This window comes from Dyella flagellata, assembly GCF_030160275.1.
In the GTDB taxonomy this organism is placed as follows: domain Bacteria; phylum Pseudomonadota; class Gammaproteobacteria; order Xanthomonadales; family Rhodanobacteraceae; genus Dyella_B; species Dyella_B flagellata.
Window position 1 is genome coordinate 62,479 of the sequence record NZ_BSOA01000029.1, and the last position, 16,915, is coordinate 79,393.

Here is a 16,915-nt window from a genome sequence, read left to right on the forward strand (position 1 = left end):
GGTGCTGGGATTGCCATCCCAGCCTACGCCCTAACGTCCAAAGAACCGTGCCGTCATTCCCGCGAAAGCGGGAATCCATCTTCGCTTTTTGCGTCAGAGCAAATGGATTCCCGCTTTCGCGGGAATGACGGCATTTGGGGCACCCCAGCCCTCCCCTACTACACGTAGGGGAGGGCGATGAAGATCAAAGACCATCCGGCACCGCGACGAAGGTGGAGTAAACCTTTGTTACTGGATTCAACAACTGCCCGGTGATTACCCCGGCATCATTGATGTCGTTGGCAGACCACAACTGACCGCTAACGCCGCTGGTCACTTGGGGCGAGTTCAGATCAACGATGCGGCCATTACGCCACATGACAGCATGGCAGGCACCCAGCGAATCGCAGGATTGTCCCACGATGGTGCCTTGACCATTGATACCCAACGCCTGGCTGGTGGCATCTTTTGGCAGCGTGCCCAGGTCACGCATACCACCGGCGGGCGTCCAAACGAAGGCATGCGTATATAAAGCCGCCGCGCCTCCTGGATTCGCTACATCCGCAAAACCTACAACGACGCCACGCTCGTTGATCGCCATGGGCGTGTTCCAGGCCGGCACGCCGAGATTGCCAAGGTCGGTCGCCTTGCCGTCTTGCCATAGCACCGCGTGGATCGCCGTATAGCGACCGATGGCCTGGTCGCACAAACCCGAAATACCCACGATCTGCCCACGATTGTTGATGGCGGTCGCCGCACCGGAAGTATCGGTGCCGATCAACGGCAAGGCGTGGATGTCGTCATCCCCCGGCCCATAGACCACGGGTTTAAACTGCAGCACTTGGTGGGAGACTGGATCGCAGGTCGAGTCGTGCACCGTGTTTTCCGCCCAGCCTACGGCTAGACCGAAATCGTTGGCGCCCGTCGCAAAACCATTGTTGCCGCCCAGCGTAGGCAAGGCTTGCATATGGCCCCAACGCCATACGAAACCGCGGCAGATGTGGCCGGAGGGATTGCCGGTCGCAAAGAAGATGTAGCAGCTCCAGTTCTCGCCCAAGGGATCCATCTGTGCGGTTTCGGCAATGCCGACCAGTACGCCATAGTCGTTTTTCACCGGCCAGGCGATGGCGCTATTGGGCCCGCCCAGCGTGCCCAGGTCGAACGCCGAGCCGCTCAGCCAGAGTGCGGCATGCTGAGTCTGGTCGCCCGGCAAATTGGAATTGCCGCTGACCAGTCCAAATCGATTGATGCTGCTGCCCGAGCTGGACGTCCCGCCCAGCGAACCGAGCGTGCGGACCTGGTAATGGTCGGCCGCCGCCGTCATAGGCAGTTCGGCTAGCAGACCTGCCATGCAAACAGCTGCCGTCAGCATGATGCGACTCATGGGATGCTCCTTATCTTCACGTGGTGGGGCTGGAATCAGCCGTGGGTTCTAGCGTGGTCGCAGGGGTAGCTCGCCAAAAGCGCCACTTTGGCGATGCCGGCTAGTCCGGTCCGCGCTATAGTCCGGCCATGCGCCGCTGGGCTTTGACCATTGCGCTGGATCCCCAACGCGAGCTGCCGATGTTTCTGCAGCTGGCGCGTGGAATTGCCGACGATATTCGTGACGGTCGCCTGCGTGCCGGCGAGCCGCTGCCCGGCACTCGCGAATTGGCTGAACAGCTGGGTGTGAATCGCAACACCATCGTGGCCGGCTATGAAGAACTGGCTGCGGAAGGGCTGGTGCGAACGCGCGTCGGCGGCGGCACTTTCGTTGCCTCCCCGCTACCGACAGCCGCTCACACAGCCGCGCGTGCGAAAGACGCGCCGGCAGACGTCCCCAGCTACGCCCTCGCCGACTCCATCCACGCCATGCCTGCCGTCAAGCCGCCGCCACCGGGCAGCCTGATGATTGCGCATAGCTTGCCGGACACACGGCTGTTTCCCGCCGAAGCGCTGACGCGCGCTTTCAGGCGCGCAATCCTGCAACGCGGCCGCTCGTTGATCGGCTATGCGGACCCTTGTGGCCATCATCGCCTGCGCGAAGAACTGGCCAGCATGTTGCGCAGTACGCGCGCCCTGCCCGCCGTGGCCGACGGCCTGATGGTGACCCGCAGCCTGGAACAGGGCATCGATCTGGTGGCGCGCATGCTGCTCAAGCCTGGCGACGTCGTGGCGGTGGAAGCTTTCGGCTATCCACCCGCGTGGAGCGTGCTGCGCCTGGCTGGCGCGCAATTGATGCCCTTGCCCTTAGACGGCGATGGACTGGATGTGGCCGCGCTGGAAGATGCACTGAAGCATCAACGCATTCGTGCCGTTTTCCTCACACCCCATCATCAATTTCCCACCACTTGCGTGATGTCGCCGACGCGCCGGGAGCGGCTTGCCGCGCTGGCTTCGACGCATCAATTCGCCATCATCGAAGACGACTACGACCACGAATTCCATTACGCCGGCAAGCCCATTTTGCCGATTGCCGCAGGAAGGGATCGTGCCAATGTGATCTATATCGGCTCGCTTTCGAACCTGTTCGCACCTGGCATCAGCACTGGCTTCATTCATGCGCCGCCGGCGGTCTTCGAACGTCTTGCGCATCTGCGCTCAGCCAGCGATCCGCGTACCGATGTCGCGATGGAGTGCGCCATCGCCGAACTGTTTGAAGATGGCGAGCTGTTGCGTCATATGCGCCGCATGCGGCGTACCTATGCAGCACGTCGCGACGCACTGGCTGATTCCCTGCGGCGTCACTTAGGCAGCGCCTTGCGTTTTCGGGTTCCCGAAGGGGGCATGGGGTTATGGGCACAGGTGGACGACTCCATCGCCATCGATCGCTGGAGCGAACAGGGCGAACGTGCTGGCGTGCAGTTCTTCAGCGCCAAGCGTTATGACTTTCATCAGCGGGAGCAATCGCATTTACGGCTGGCCTTCAGTTACCTCGATGAGGCCGAGCTTGATGAAGCGGCGCAGCGCATGGCTCGTGCGCTGGCGGAGCTGGGTAAGCGGCCAAGCAAGCCATCCCGCAAGGCGGTGTCGCCCGACATCATCGCGCAATCGCCGCACACATAGAGGGTGCGTAGGCTGGGATGGCAATCCCAGCACCGGGGTGGCGTGTGGAAGCTGGGATTACCATCCCAGCCTACGCGCCGCATCAGCGTTGTGCTGATTTATGCGGGAATGACGGCAAAAAATCATGGGGTGCCGGGTAGAAGCGCTTTTGCCACTGGCGTTTTCCGTCCAGGCATGCATGCTTTGCGTTCCGCGCGAGGATCTTCCTCGTGCCCACCACGGAGCGGAAGCATGAGCCTGAAAGCATCGATGCGGTTGGCGCTGGCACTCACCGTCATAATGGGCGGCATGAGCCAAGCCCACGAAAACACTCCGGTGCCCAGCACCGCTGCAAGTACCGACGATCCCTATCTCTGGTTGGAGGACATCCACGGCACGCGCGCGATGGACTGGGTGAAAACCCAGAACACGGTCACGCAAAAGCAGTTCGCCGACAATCCCGCCTTCACGCAGACGCGCGACCGCATCCTGGAAGTGCTCGATTCGGATGCGCGCATTCCGTATGTGGCACGCCGCGGCGACCATCTGTTCAACTTCTGGCAGGACAAGGCGAATCCGCGTGGCCTGTGGCGCCGCACCACGCTGGAGGAATACCGCAAGGCCGAGCCCAAGTGGGAAGTGCTGCTGGATCTCGACGCGCTGAACAAGGCCGAGGGCAAGCGCTGGGTCTTCAAGGGCAGCGATTGCCTGAAGCCCGATTACCGCCGCTGCCTGGTCCAGTTGTCGCCCGATGGCGGCGACGCGGTGGAAGTGCGCGAGTTCGACATCGCCAGCAAGTCGTTCGTGAAGGATGGCTTCCACTTGCCGGCAGCCAAATCCCAGGTGGGTTGGATCGACGACAACCATATCTACGTCGGCACCGATTTCGGCCCGGGCTCGATGACCACGTCCAGCTATCCGCGCATTGCGAAGATATGGCAACGCGGCACACCGCTCAGCGCCGCCAAGACGGTGTACGAAGGCAAGATGGAAGATTTGTCGGTAAGCGCTTCCCACGATCGCACGCCCGGTTTTGAACGCGATTTCGTCAGCGTTGCGCACGACTTCTTCCACAGTGACACGTACCAGCTCAAGGATGGCAAGCTGATCCATCTGGATGTGCCGGTGGATGCTGCCAACGTGGATGCGCATCGCGAATGGTTACTGGTGCAACTGCGCTCGGCATGGACGGTCGGCGGCAATACTTATCCTTCCGGCGCGCTGATCGCCACCAAGTTCGACGATTTCCTGGCCGGCAAGCGCCAGTTCACCACGCTGTTCGTGCCCGACGAGCACACCGCGCTCTCAAGCTATTCCTGGACGCGCAATCACCTGATCCTCGACCTGATGGATGACGTGAAGACTCGCCTCGATGTGCTTACACCAAAGGCCGAAGGCAACTGGGCGCGCGAAGAGATGCCCGGTGCGCCGAAATTCAGCACGGTGATGGTCAACACAGACCCCGACCGCAGCGACGAATACTGGCTGATCGTCACCGGCTTCCTCACGCCTACCTCGCTGGAACGTGGCGTACTGGGTGAAGGCAAGGCACAGACGCTCAAGCAAAGCCCGGCGTTCTTCGACGCCTCGAAGTTCGAGGTAAGCCAGCACTTCGTCGCTTCCAAGGATGGCACGCAGGTGCCGTACTTCGAGATTGCGCCGAAGGACATCAAGCTCGACGGCAGCCATCGCACTCTGCTGTATGGCTATGGCGGCTTCGAGATTGCGCTGCAGCCGTTCTACAGCGGCAGTGTCGGCCGTGCATGGCTGGAACGTGGCGGCGTTTACGTGATCGCCAATATCCGTGGCGGTGGCGAATACGGCCCACGCTGGCACCAGGCCGCCCTGCAGGCCAATCGCCTGCGTGCGTATGAAGATTTTTCCGCGGTGGCCAACGACCTGATCAAGCGCGGCGTGACCTCGCCCGAGCATCTGGGCGCCGAAGGCGGCAGTAACGGCGGCCTGCTGATGGGCAATATGCTTACCCTGTATCCGCAGCTGTTCGGTGCGATCGCCTGCGAAGTGCCGTTGCTGGACATGAAGCGCTACGTGCATCTTTCCGCCGGTGCCTCATGGATCGCCGAATACGGCAACCCGGACGACCCCAAGCAATGGGACTTCATCAAGACGTTCTCGCCTTATCAGAACGTCAAATCCGGCGAAAACTATCCTTCTGTGCTGTTCTACACCGCCACTAGCGACGATCGCGTAGGGCCGGTGCAGGCGCGCAAGATGGCGGCCAAGATGGAAGGCATGGGCCACCGCAACGTCTGGTTCTACGAGAACACCGAGGGCGGCCACGGCGCGAGCGCCGACAACAAGCAGACGGCATATATGCATGCGCTGGCTTATGAATTCTTGTGGGACAAGCTGAAGTAATGCCGCATTGGCACCCTCCCCTACGTGTAGTCGGGGAGGGAGCTGGCTTAGGCGAGGTTGAAACACTGCGCCGGCGCAAGGGCTAAAATCGCCCGCATGAAATCGCATCTCCCGATACGCCCCGAACTGCGCGAATGGATCCTCACCACCACAAGTGCCGGCCACAGCGTCGACACTGTGCTGAAGATGATGCAGGACACCGGCTACGACCTGCGGCAAAGCCGCAGCATTCTCGCCACCGTGTTGAACATGCCGATCTCGGCACTGGACGCGCACACGCAGGCACCCCCCGCACCGAAAAGCCAGGGCCGCCGCACGCGGCATCCGGAAGCGCCGCAGATGGTGGTCAATGGCCACACCGTCCATGTGGGGCTGAGCATGGAGTCGCCTGCGCTGCGCGTGCTCAACGATTTTCTTTCCGCCGAGGAATGCAACGCCTTGATCGAACAGGCCAGGCCGCGCCTGCAACGGGCCCGGACGGTCGACAGTTCAGGCAAGCAGCAGATCGATGCGCGCCGTACCAGCGAAGGCATGTTTTTCGTGACCGGCGAAACGCCGCTGATCCAGCGCATCGAGCAACGCATCGCCAGCATGCTGAGCATTCCGGTGGATCATGGCGAGGGCCTGCAGGTGCTGCACTATCTTCCCGGCCAGCAGTACGAACCCCACTACGACTGGTTCAATCCCGACCAGCCCGGCTTCGCCGCCATCACCGCCAAAGGCGGCCAGCGCATCGCCAGCCTGGTGATGTACTTGAATACGCCCGAGGCCGGCGGCGGCACGGCGTTTCCGCAAGTGGGAGTGACGGTGACGGCGCTATGCGGCTCGGCTGTCTATTTCGCTTATGACACCGGCGACGAGGCGTCGCTGCACGCAGGCCTGCCGGTGCAGAAGGGCGAAAAATGGATCGCCACCAAGTGGCTGCGCGAACGGCCGTTCCAAAAAGCCGCACGCTGAATTGTAGGCTGGGATGACAATCCCAGCATTGCCGTTCGCGGTGCTGGGATTGTCATCCCAGCCTACGGCGCCCTCGCGCGCTCAGGGCGATCATCAAACCGATGACCAGGTGCACCACGATGCTGCTGGCGATCCAGCTCGGCACCGGTGGGGTCTTCGGCGCCGCCGATAGCGGTACGACGATTAGGTTCATCACGACAAATAGCGCCGCACCATACAGGCTGCCATACAACCAGGGCCGCTCGATCAACGCGGCGGCGCGCCGGCTGGCCAGGTAATACGTGCTCACCATCACTCCCATCATGAGGTAGTGCAGCAGGCAGCCAAGCGCCGCCATGCTGGCACCGCCGAGAAATGCGCGCTTGCCCAGCAGGCCTGCCGCAATGCCTTGCATGAGGCGCATCGGCGGCACGCCATACAGCTCGTGCCAGAACGTGCATGCAAAGATCAGGTCGGCCGTGGCCAGCGCCAGCGTGATGATTACGGCAAATAGCGCCATGCGCTGCGCTCGCAGGTCGCCAGAATCTACAGATACCGACATAGCTATCACTCGATGATAGGAAGGGCGCCCACCCAAAAAGATCCCGCGGAGCGGCTTGTTAGGGACAAGCCGAACCGCGGGTGTGGGAAGCGAGGGAGACGTCGTCACGATCAGGTTCGCCGGCCTGGGGAGGGGCGGTAATGTTTTGTTAGCGAGCCTTGCGACCCAGTCAGACTAGGCAGGTCGGCACATTCCCTCCATAGCCAATTGCTCGTATTTTCTTAGAGCCAATGGGAGGGCACGGTGTGTATCTAGAACTTGATGGCAGCGGTCCGCTTTACGATCAGTTGACGCGTGCGTTGAAGGCTTCCATTCTCGACGGCCGCATCGTGGCGGGCACGCAATTGCCGCCCACCCGCGAGCTGGCGCAGGAGCTGGAGATTTCACGTACCACGGTGCTCGCCGCCTACGAACAGTTGCGCGCGGAAGGCTTTATCGACGGCCGGGTCGGCTCGGGCAGTTTCGTCAGCCAGCTGAAAGCCAAGCCACTGGCGCATCCCGTCAGCACCGACATTCCACCACCTTCCCGTTACGTGCAGCGCGTACGCGCGGTGTGCAATTGGGACATCCCGCGCCTGCACCGCGGCCTGCGCTACAACCTGGATTATGGCTATCCGATGGTCAACCCCGCGATCAATAGCGCGTGGGGCCGTGAACTCGCCCGAGCCGCGGTGTATACGCACCTCAACGCCATGGATGCTGCCGGGCTGAACGCGTTGCGCAAACAGACCTGCGATTACCTGGCTCGCCGCCGTGGCGTGCAGGCGCAGCCGGACGATGTATTGATCGTCAATGGCACGCAACAGGCGATCAACCTGACCGCGCGCATACTGCTGAACGAAGGCGATCGCGTGGTGCTGGAAGAGCCGCACTATTTCCTGGCCCACCAGGCGCTGGCCGCGCACGGCGCCGAACTCGTCGCGGTGCGCACGGATGAGCATGGCCTGGTTTGCGACGAGCTGCCCACGGCCTCGCCGCGCCTGATTTATGTGACCCCCTCGCATCATTTTCCTTCCGGCGCCGTGCTCTCCATGCAGCGTCGGCTCGATCTGCTGCATTACGCCGAACAGCACCAATGCTGGATTATCGAAGACGACTACGACGGCGAATTCCGCTACGACGCCCATCCGCTGGCGGCGTTGCGCTCGCTCGACGAACAGGATCGCGTGATTTATGTAGGTACTTTTTCCAAGGTGATGTTCGGCGGCTTGCGCCTCGCCTACATGGTGATACCCGCGGCGCTGCGCGCGGATTTTGTCAGTGCGAAATACCTGGGCGACATGGCCTGCCCGGTGATCGAACAGGCCGCCTTGGCCCGGTTCATGGAAAGCGGCGGCTTCGAGCGGCATCTGCGCATGTCGCGCAAGGAGCTGAAAGCACGCCGCGATGCGCTGATCGCCGGCTTGCGGACGCATGCTCGCGACCGTGTCGAGATCGCCGATACGCCCGCCGGCATGCATCTGGTGACATGGCTGCGCGGCTACGATGCGCCACGACGCATGGAGTTGGTCGAGTACGCTCATCAACATGGCCTGGGCCTTCATCCCATCAGCCCGCTGTATCTCCATGCACCGGAGCGCCAGGGCCTAGTGATGGGTTACAGCGGCCTGTCGGTGAACGAGCTGCGGGAGGCGATGCAGCTGTTCGGGCAGTGCCTGGATCACATGGAAGGCAAGTGAGCCCTCCTTAAGCTCCCTCCCCTGCTTGCAGGGGAGGGTTGGGGTGGGGTTGCACGAGCTTGCCGCACTGCTGAAGTTCGCCGCGAGGTTGCTTCACCCCACCCCAGCCCTCCCCTACTACACGTAGGGAAGGGAGCAAGTGCTGAAAAGGCATTGCCATAGTCCATACCGTTGGTGCACCGCCACAAGCTTTGCCTTATCCTGAGCGGCTTTCCCGTTTGGCTTTGGATTTGAGGAGTGCCCCATGGGCCTGGATATGGTTAGCGCCGGCCGCGACGTGCCGAACGAAATCAACGTCGTCATCGAGATTCCCAAGGATGCCGAACCGGTTAAATACGAGGTGGACAAGGAAAGCGGCGCGATCTTCGTGGATCGCATCCTCTCCACCCCCATGCGCTATCCCTGCAACTACGGCTACGTACCGGGCACCCTCGGCGGTGACGGCGACCCGCTGGACGCGCTGGTGATCCTGCCGCTGCCGCTGGTGCCGGGCTCGGTGATCCGCTGCCATCCGGTCGGCATGCTGAAGATGACCGACGAGGCCGGCGCCGACGAGAAGCTGGTGGTGATCCCGTCGAAGAAGATCTTCCCTGGCTACGCGCACATCGAGGACATCAAGAGCGTGTCCGGCCACTGGCTGGAGCGCATCGGCCACTTCTTCGAGCACTACAAGGACCTTGAGAAGGGTAAGTGGGTGAAGGTCGAGGGCTGGGTCGGCGCGGCAGAGGCCAAGGCCGAAATCCTCGCCGGCGTAGAGCGCGCCAAGACCAAGAGCTGAGCCCACGGGCAGAGGCGTAGGCTGGGATGGCAATCCCAGCATCCGGATACCGTACGGAAAGCTGGGATTGTCATCCCAGCCTACGGTCCCATGGCGGCACATCCCCAAACTGTTCCGCCAGGAAGTCCACGAATGCCCGCACCCGCAACGGCACCAGCCGGCGCTGCGGCGTAACCGCATAAATGCCGGTCTCGGCAATCGAATATTCCGGCAGCACCACTTGCAAGCGGCCGCTACGCAGGTCGTCGCATACATGCCAGGTGGAATGCTGCGCGATGCCCAGCCCCGCCAGCGCCGAATCGCGCAACAGCTCGCCCAGGGTCGATTCCAGGCGGCCGCTCACCCTCACCGTGTGTAGCTGGCCTTGTGCGTCGTGCAGGCGCCAGATGTCCTGGCGCCCCTCAGTGCCCACCAGCATCAGACACTCGTGCCCGGTAAGCTCCTCCGGCGTTTTCGGCATGCCGAAACGGCGCAGGTAGTCCGGCGAAGCGCACAGCACCCTGCGATTTGCCGCCAGCTTGCGCGCCACCAGGCGCGAGTCGCTCAGGGCACCGATACGCAGGGCCAGATCGAAGCCGGCGCTGATCAGATCCTGCAGCTCGTCACTGAAGTGCATGCTCAGGCGCACGCGCGGGAAGCGCGCCATGAATGCAGGCAGCAGCGGCGAGACGTATTGGCGCCCGAACGACGTTGACGCGGTAAGCCGCAAGGTGCCGCCCACATCCGCTGCGCCCTGGCGCAGTCCCGAAGTCAGTGCTTCCAGATCTTCCACCAGGGTGCGCCCCTGTTCGGCCAGGGCCAGGCCCTCCGGCGTGGGGTGCAGGCGCCGTGTGGTCCGGTGCAATAGCCGCACGCCCAGGTCCTGCTCCAGCCGCTTCAGGCGCTGGCTGGCCACGGCAACGGAAAGGTCCAGACTGCGCGCGGCGGCGCTGATCGAGCCCTGATCCAGCACGCGCATAAACAGGATGAGGTCGCCAACCCGGTCCATTTTCAATATTTTATTGAAAGTGATTCGTCATCATGCTTGTTTTTGCTGAAGATGCAAGCCACTACGCTGCGCGCCATCGCTTTTTGTAGGAGTCCATCGCGTGGCCAGCTCAACTTCCCGTCCCATGCCATTGGCGCTGTACGCACTCGCCGCCGGCGCCTTCGGCATCGGCACCACCGAGTTCGTGATCATGGGCCTGTTGATCCAGGTAGCGGCCGATCTGAAGGTGGGCATCGCCACCGCGGGGCTGCTGATTTCCGGCTATGCGCTGGGCGTGTTCGTCGGCGCGCCGATACTGACCGTCGCCACCAGCCGCCTGCCGCGCAAGGCGGTGCTACTCGGGCTGATGGCGATCTTCACGCTGGGCAATCTGTGTTGCGCGATCGCACCCAGTTACACGGTGTTGCTGCTGGCACGCGTGGTCACTTCGCTCGCGCACGGCACCTTCTTCGGCGTGGGCTCGGTGGTGGCGACCAGCCTGGTGGCAGCCGATCGACGCGCCTCGGCCATCTCGATCATGTTTACCGGCCTCACCATCGCCACCCTGTTGGGTGTGCCGGCCGGAGCATGGCTGGGGCTGCACTTCGGTTGGCGCTCCACGTTCTGGGCGGTGGCGGCGATCGGTGTGGTCGCCATGCTGGTGATCGCTGCCTTGGTGCCGGCTGGCCACGAGCATGGCGAGCGCATTGCGGTACGCGACGAATTGCGCGCCATCGGCAATCCTTCGGTGCTGCTCGGCCTGCTGATGACGGTGCTCGGCTTTGCCGGCGTGTTCACCGTGTTCACCTATATCCAGCCGATTCTCACCGAGTTGACCGGTTTTGCGCAGGGCGCGGTGTCTCCCATCCTGCTGATGTTCGGCGGCGGGCTGATTGCCGGTAATTTGCTGGGCGGCAAGCTGGCCGATCGTGATCTGGCGCGTGCGTTGCTGCTGACCCTGGTGGCGTTGGCTGTAGTGCTGGGCGTGATGACATTTACGCTGCATAGCAAAGTGCTAGCGGTGTTGTTCATCGGGCTGCTCGGCATTACCGGGTTCGCCACCGTGCCGCCGCTGCAATTGTGGGTGCTGCACAAAGCGAAAGACGCGAAAAGCCTGGCATCCAGCCTCAACATCGGCGCCTTCAATCTCGGCAACGCACTCGGCGCATGGCTGGGCGGCGTAGTGGTGGCACACGGCCCAGGCCTGAGTGCGCTGACCTGGGTAGCGGCCGCGATCACTTTGCTGGGGCTACTGGTTGCCATTTACTCGCGGCAACGCGACACGGGCCTGCAACGCCTGCCGGCCGGTGCCTGTCCGAGCGCCAACACCTGACCCCCAATAATCAGCACCAAGAGGAACGACGATGGAGTATCGCTGGCTGGGTTCATCCGGTTTCAAAGTGCCTGCACTCGGCTTTGGCGCCGGCACCTTCGGCGGCAAAGGCCCGCTGTTCAGCGCCTGGGGCAATGCCGATGCGAACGAGGCGCGCCGCCTGCTCGATATCTGCCTGGAAAGCGGCGTGAATCTGTTCGATACGGCCGACGTCTATTTCGATGGCGCATCGGAAAGTGTGCTCGGCGAAGCACTGAAGGGCCGCCGCGACAAGGCGATCATCTCCACCAAGCTCACGCTGCGCGCGGGCGATGGTCCGAATGATGTGGGCGCCTCACGGCATCATTTGATCACCGGTGTCGAACGCGCGCTCAAGCGCTTGAATACCGATTACATCGATCTGCTGCAATTGCATCACTTCGATGCGATGACGCCGGTGGAAAGCGTGATGCGCACGCTCGATGACCTGGTGCGCGAGGGCAAGCTGCGTTATCTGGGCGCGTCCAATTTCTCCGGCTGGCAGCTGATGAAATCGCAAGCCGTGGCGGATCGTTATGGCTATACGCGCTTTGTCGCCAATCAGACTTACTATTCGTTGATCGGCCGCGATTACGAGTGGGAACTGATGCCGTTTGGACTGGACCAGGGCGTGGGTGCGGTGGTGTGGAGCCCACTGGGCTGGGGCCGGCTGACCGGCAAAATTCGCCGAGGCCAGCCACTGCCCGCAGGCAGCCGGCTGCACGAAACGGCGGGCTTTGCGCCGCCGGTGAATGAAGAGCGGCTCTATCGCGTCGTCGATGCGCTGGATGAAATCGCCGCGGAAACCGGCAAGAGCGTGCCCCAGATCGCGCTGAACTGGCTGCTGCAGCGTCCTACCGTGTCGACCATCCTGATCGGCGCACGCAACGAAGAACAGTTGCGCCAGAACCTGGGGGCGATCGGCTGGAATCTGACACGCGAACAAATCACGCGATTGGATGCAGCCAGCGCCGTCACGCCACCCTATCCCTACTACCCGTACTGGAACGGACAATTCGCCGAGCGCACCCCGCCTGCGATCCAGACGGCCTGAATCGAACCTAAGGAGTATCGATCATGAAAGCCATTGCTCTCACCCGTTACCTGCCGATCGACGATCCGCAAGCACTGGTGGAGGTTGAACTGGCCAAACCGGCGCTCGGTGCGCATGACCTGCTGGTGCGCGTCGAAGCGGTATCCGTCAATCCGGTGGATACGAAACTGCGTGCCCCCAAGCCGCAAGTGGAAGCGCAGCCGCGCGTGCTCGGTTTTGATGCCGCAGGAACGGTTGAAGAGGTCGGCATCGAGGTCAGCGGTTTCAAGCCAGGTGACGAGGTGTACTACGCCGGCGATGTCACGCGAGCGGGCAGCAACGCGCAATACCAGGCGGTGGATGCGCGGCTGGTTGCGCATCGTCCGCGCCGGCTCGACGCGGCAGCCGCCGCGGCCTTGCCACTCGTCGCGATCACAGCTTGGGAATTGCTGTTCCAGCGCATGCCTTACGCACCGGAGCATGGTGGCGACGGTAAAACGCTATTGGTGATCGCGGGCGCGGGCGGCGTGGGTTCGATCGCGATCCAGCTGGCGCGCCGCGCGGGCTTTACCGTGATCGCTACCGCCTCGCGTCCGGAAACCCAGGCATGGTGCCGGGCGATGGGCGCCCAGCACGTGATCGATCATCGCCAATCGTTGACGGCACAGTTGAATGCACTGGGCTTCAAGGAAATCGATGCGGCGGTCAACTTTGCCGACACGGCACAGTACTGGACCGAACTGGGCGAACTGCTTGCAGCGCAGGCTCACGTAGGCTTGCTGGTGGAGCCAACGTCACCGGTGCAGCTTGGCGATCCCTACAAGGCCAAGTGCATCGGCATCCACTGGGAAATGATGTTTGCACGGTCGCGCTTCAAGACCGCCGACATGGCCGAGCAAGGACGCATCCTGGCGCGTGTGGCGGCCTTGATCGACGCAGGCGAATTGCGCGGCATCCAGCGCGAGAGCCTGAGCCCGATCAATGCGCAGAACTTGCGCGAGGCGCATCGACGCCTGGAGTCGGGGCGCACGATCGGCAAGTTGGTGGTGGCGGGCTGGTGAGCCTGGCCCAATGGAAGCTGGTGGGTAGGCTGGGATGATTAATCCCAGCATCGCGATGGTGCATGCATGGCAATGCTGGGATTGCCATCCCAGCCTACGCGGCTAGTGATGCACCTTGGGCTTGGCCGGCTCACCTTTCTTGCCTAGTTCTTCGAGCAAGGTCGACAGGTCCTCGGCGTGTTCTTCCTCCTTGGCCAGGATTTCCTCCATGACACGGCGCGAAGTCGGGTCATCGTTGCCAAGGTATTGCGCGATGTCGCGATAGCTGTCGATCGCAATGCGCTCGGCGACCAGGTCCTCCTTGATCATGTCGACCAGGTCGCCGCCCTCGACGTAATCGGAATGGCTGCGCGTCAGCAAGCCGTCCGGATTGAAATTAGGCTCGCCATCCAGCTGGGTGATGCGACGGGCCAGCATGTCCGCATGTAGCTCTTCTTCCCGCGCGTGCTCCAGAAATTCCGCCGCCACGCTCTTGGCATGGATGCCAGAGGCCATGTAGTAGTGCCGCTTGTAACGCAAGGTGCATACCAGTTCGGTGGCCAGCGCCTCGTTGAGCAATTTGATCACGGTGTCGCGATCGGCCTTGTAGCCGGCGGTGATCGCGCCTTTGTCGATATGTTCGCGCGCGCGTTTGCGGATGGTCTGGACATCGGTCAGGAAGGGCTTTGCCGCCATGACTATCTCCTCGCAGCGAGTGACTGGTCCTCCCATCCTGTCTTCACTGCCGCAAAGCACCGGTGAAATTGAGGTCGTCGGCGCGTTCCTCCAGCGCAACTCATCGCGTAGGCTGGGATGACAATCCCAGCATCGGGATGTCGCGCGGAAAGCTGGGATTAGCATCCCAGCCTACGAACTCAGGGCAGCGTGTAGTCGAAGACGTAGGAATGCCTGCCCTGCTCGATCAGGATCTGCATGGAGCCGCTCAAGCCGCTCAACTCATCCGTCCCCGAATCCGGCACCACCATGACCGACAACTGCGGCGCATTGCGATTCATGATGCCGTGATGCTGCAGCACGAAGCTGCCTTGCCTGCCTTGCAATGTGCCGGTCACACGCTCGATCGCCACATACCCGGCCGAGCCTTCCACCTGGCCCATCGCCGAGAGCATTTCGCCCAGGCTGGTGGCATCCAGGTCGCCCTGGAATTGCTTGTCGATGGTCATCCGCCCCAGCTTCGCAGGCTCGATGCCGGGAGCGGAAGGCTGCGGCGCGAGTTTCACCGCGAATTCCCCTTTGGCTTGCATGTCATGCTCCGATTCGCTTTCCAGTCGCAACGTTAGTACAACTGTAGCCATGACGATTGGAAAAACGCGACAAATCGAGATGGGCAAGCCACGCGGCGTGTTGCATCAACGTCTGGCACAAGGCGAGTTCGAGCATGCCCGCCGGGCACCATCGCCTGACCTTGCAACGCTGGTCGAACACTATTGGTACGTCGCCTGGGATTTGCGTGGCCTCCCGGCGCAACAGCAGGAAACCCTGCCGCATCCGAATGTGCAATTCGTGGTCGAGCCAGGATGCACGGCCATTTATGGCGTGCATACCGGGCGCTTCACGCGCCAGCTGGAAGGACAGGGCCAGGTCTTCGGCATCAAGTTCAAGGCCGGTGGCTTTTATCCCTTTTACCAGGCCGCGGTTTCCGAGCTGCAGGATCGGTCGCTCGATCCGATGCGGATTTTCGGCGCCGATGCGGCGAGCTTCGAATCGAACATCCTTGCCGCCGCAGACTTCGACGCGATGGCGGAAATGGCCGAGCGCTTGCTGCTTACCTACTTGCCTGCGATGGACCCAAACGTCGAACGTGTAAGCGAACTTGTGGCAAGTATTGCCAACGAGCGCAGCCTGACCTCGGTCGAAACACTGGTTCAACGAACCGGGCTCACCAAGCGCGCCTTGCAGCGCCTGTTCAATCAGTACGTGGGCATCGGTCCCAAATGGGTGATCAATCGCTACCGGCTCCACGAAGCCATCGCACAACTGCAGGCGGGCGCGCCGGTGGTGTGGACGGAACTCGCGCTCGAACTCGGCTATTTCGACCAGGCGCATTTCATCCGCGATTTCCGCAAGCTGGTCGGTCGCCGCCCTGCCGAGTACTTGCGCGCGCAAACCCGGCCCTAGCCGAAAATATTCAACCAAAAGGTTGACAAAGGCGATCGCGCGGGAATAAATTCAACCTTATGGTTAAATATTCATCGACCGCGCTCGACAACGTGTTCCTGGCATTGGCCGATCCCACGCGACGCGCCATGCTGGGCAACCTGGCCAAACAAAGCCTCAGCGTGGGCGAACTGGCCGCGCCGTACGAGATGTCGCTAGCGGCGGCATCCAAGCACATCAAGTTACTGGAGCGTGCCGGCCTGATCGAGCGGACCGTACAGGGCCGCACTCATTTGTGCCGCTTGAATGCCATGCCGATGCACGCCGGCATGGAATGGATACGCCACTACGAACAGTTCTGGACAGCACGACTGGATGCGCTCGCCGCACTGCTGTGCGCCGAGGACGAAGCTGCCGCAAAAGCCGCCCGTAAAAAGCCACGCCGCAAGGGCCAGTAGCCCGCGACGCGATCTTCATCGACCCAAGCAGGTGATCCTCATGAACGACTACGGCGTTGTCACCGAACCCACTTCGATCCGTTTCGAACGGTTGCTTCCGGGACCCATCGAACGCGTGTGGAGCTATCTCACCGACTCGGACAAACGCGGGCAGTGGTTTTCTTCCGGGCTGATCGAGCCAAGGGTCGGCGGCAAAACCGAACACGTGTTCAACAACAGCCGACTTACCCATGACAACACCCCGCCACCGGAAAAATATGCACAGCACGCTGGTGAAATACGCATGTACGGACGCGTACTGGCCTACGAACCGCCGCGTTTGCTGGCTTACACCTTTGGCAGCGAAGCAGATGGCGATGCCGGCTCCGAAGTGCGTTTCGAACTCACGCCACGCGGCGACCAGGTTCTGCTCGTGCTCACGCATACACGGCTGGCTTCCTACGATGCGCTGATTGGCGTCGCCGGCGGTTGGCATACGCATCTGGGCATCCTGGCCGATCGTCTCAGCGGGCGCGAACCGCAGCCGTTCTGGGCGACGCATGCACGCATGGAAAGCGAGTATCAGGGGCGCATTCCGCGGGCCTGAACCGCTTCGCGGATTCTTTATGTGA

The 16,915-nt window shown here is 62.2% G+C and carries 16 protein-coding genes; 11 read left to right on the top strand and 5 right to left on the bottom strand.

Features of this window, described 5'->3' with window-relative positions; genetic code table 11:
- Nucleotides 1–184 precede the first annotated feature (184 nt).
- Nucleotides 185–1,363 carry a hypothetical protein gene (locus QQJ96_RS13890; RefSeq protein WP_284332609.1) on the bottom strand — a complete coding sequence of 393 codons (1,179 nt, stop codon included), beginning with the start codon at nt 1,361–1,363 and terminating at the stop codon, nt 185–187.
- 128 nt (nt 1,364–1,491) lie between these two features.
- Between QQJ96_RS13890 and pdxR (QQJ96_RS13895) the strand changes: the two genes are divergently transcribed.
- From pdxR (QQJ96_RS13895) to QQJ96_RS13905, 3 genes are all read left to right on the top strand, one after another.
- The gene (pdxR, locus tag QQJ96_RS13895) at nt 1,492–3,024 is read left to right on the top strand and encodes a MocR-like pyridoxine biosynthesis transcription factor PdxR (RefSeq protein WP_284332610.1); all 1,533 of its coding nucleotides are present in this window, start codon (nt 1,492–1,494) and stop codon (nt 3,022–3,024) included.
- A gap of 231 nt (nt 3,025–3,255) precedes the next feature.
- On the top strand, nt 3,256–5,382 hold the full coding sequence (locus QQJ96_RS13900; RefSeq protein WP_284332611.1) for a prolyl oligopeptidase family serine peptidase: 2,127 nt from the start codon (nt 3,256–3,258) through the stop codon (nt 5,380–5,382).
- A 96-nt stretch (nt 5,383–5,478) separates the two neighbouring features.
- Complete coding sequence (locus QQJ96_RS13905; RefSeq protein ID WP_284332612.1) at nt 5,479–6,339, top strand: 2OG-Fe(II) oxygenase; 861 nt, start codon at nt 5,479–5,481, stop codon at nt 6,337–6,339.
- A gap of 52 nt (nt 6,340–6,391) precedes the next feature.
- Here QQJ96_RS13905 and QQJ96_RS13910 read toward each other — a convergent pair whose 3' ends face one another.
- A complete protein-coding gene (locus tag QQJ96_RS13910) occupies nt 6,392–6,880 on the bottom strand; it encodes a hypothetical protein (protein ID WP_284332613.1) in 489 nt (162 codons plus the stop codon).
- 245 nt (nt 6,881–7,125) lie between these two features.
- On the opposite strand from QQJ96_RS13910, the gene pdxR (QQJ96_RS13915) reads away from it, so the two are divergent.
- Nucleotides 7,126–8,559: a MocR-like pyridoxine biosynthesis transcription factor PdxR gene (gene pdxR / locus QQJ96_RS13915; protein ID WP_284332614.1), complete on the top strand. Its 1,434-nt coding sequence runs from the start codon at nt 7,126–7,128 to the stop codon at nt 8,557–8,559.
- 244 nt (nt 8,560–8,803) lie between these two features.
- A complete protein-coding gene (gene ppa / locus QQJ96_RS13920) occupies nt 8,804–9,337 on the top strand; it encodes an inorganic diphosphatase (protein ID WP_284332615.1) in 534 nt (177 codons plus the stop codon).
- A 70-nt stretch (nt 9,338–9,407) separates the two neighbouring features.
- Here the strand turns inward: ppa and QQJ96_RS13925 are convergent, their stop codons facing one another.
- Entirely contained in the window at nt 9,408–10,325 is a 918-nt protein-coding gene (locus tag QQJ96_RS13925) for a LysR family transcriptional regulator (protein WP_284332616.1), read from the bottom strand.
- Between the two features lie 124 nt (nt 10,326–10,449).
- Between QQJ96_RS13925 and QQJ96_RS13930 the strand changes: the two genes are divergently transcribed.
- Genes QQJ96_RS13930 through QQJ96_RS13940 form a run of 3 tightly spaced genes read left to right on the top strand, consistent with a single transcriptional unit; the run spans nt 10,450 to nt 13,749 of the window.
- Entirely contained in the window at nt 10,450–11,637 is a 1,188-nt protein-coding gene (locus tag QQJ96_RS13930) for an MFS transporter (protein WP_284332635.1), read from the top strand.
- Between the two features lie 31 nt (nt 11,638–11,668).
- Nucleotides 11,669–12,709 carry an aldo/keto reductase gene (locus QQJ96_RS13935; protein ID WP_284332617.1) on the top strand — a complete coding sequence of 347 codons (1,041 nt, stop codon included), beginning with the start codon at nt 11,669–11,671 and terminating at the stop codon, nt 12,707–12,709.
- A 23-nt stretch (nt 12,710–12,732) separates the two neighbouring features.
- Nucleotides 12,733–13,749, top strand: a complete 1,017-nt coding sequence (locus tag QQJ96_RS13940) for a zinc-binding alcohol dehydrogenase family protein (RefSeq protein ID WP_284332618.1) — start codon at nt 12,733–12,735, stop codon at nt 13,747–13,749.
- Nucleotides 13,750–13,851: 102 nt separating this feature from the next.
- On the opposite strand, the gene QQJ96_RS13945 is transcribed toward QQJ96_RS13940, so the two are convergent.
- Both QQJ96_RS13945 and QQJ96_RS13950 read right to left on the bottom strand, forming a co-directional pair.
- Nucleotides 13,852–14,424 (bottom strand): ferritin-like domain-containing protein, encoded by a 573-nt coding sequence (locus tag QQJ96_RS13945; protein WP_284332619.1) that lies wholly within the window; start codon nt 14,422–14,424, stop codon nt 13,852–13,854.
- Nucleotides 14,425–14,603: 179 nt separating this feature from the next.
- The gene (locus QQJ96_RS13950) at nt 14,604–14,993 is read right to left on the bottom strand and encodes a DUF3224 domain-containing protein (RefSeq protein ID WP_284332620.1); all 390 of its coding nucleotides are present in this window, start codon (nt 14,991–14,993) and stop codon (nt 14,604–14,606) included.
- A gap of 49 nt (nt 14,994–15,042) precedes the next feature.
- Here QQJ96_RS13950 and QQJ96_RS13955 point away from each other — a divergent pair, with 49 nt between their 5' ends.
- From QQJ96_RS13955 to QQJ96_RS13965, 3 genes are read left to right on the top strand one after another with little or no spacing between them, the layout of a single operon-like run.
- Nucleotides 15,043–15,867: a helix-turn-helix domain-containing protein gene (locus tag QQJ96_RS13955; protein WP_284332621.1), complete on the top strand. Its 825-nt coding sequence runs from the start codon at nt 15,043–15,045 to the stop codon at nt 15,865–15,867.
- 59 nt (nt 15,868–15,926) lie between these two features.
- The gene (locus QQJ96_RS13960) at nt 15,927–16,304 is read left to right on the top strand and encodes an ArsR/SmtB family transcription factor (protein ID WP_284332622.1); all 378 of its coding nucleotides are present in this window, start codon (nt 15,927–15,929) and stop codon (nt 16,302–16,304) included.
- A gap of 40 nt (nt 16,305–16,344) precedes the next feature.
- On the top strand, nt 16,345–16,890 hold the full coding sequence (locus QQJ96_RS13965; protein ID WP_284332623.1) for an SRPBCC family protein: 546 nt from the start codon (nt 16,345–16,347) through the stop codon (nt 16,888–16,890).
- Nucleotides 16,891–16,915 lie beyond the last annotated feature (25 nt).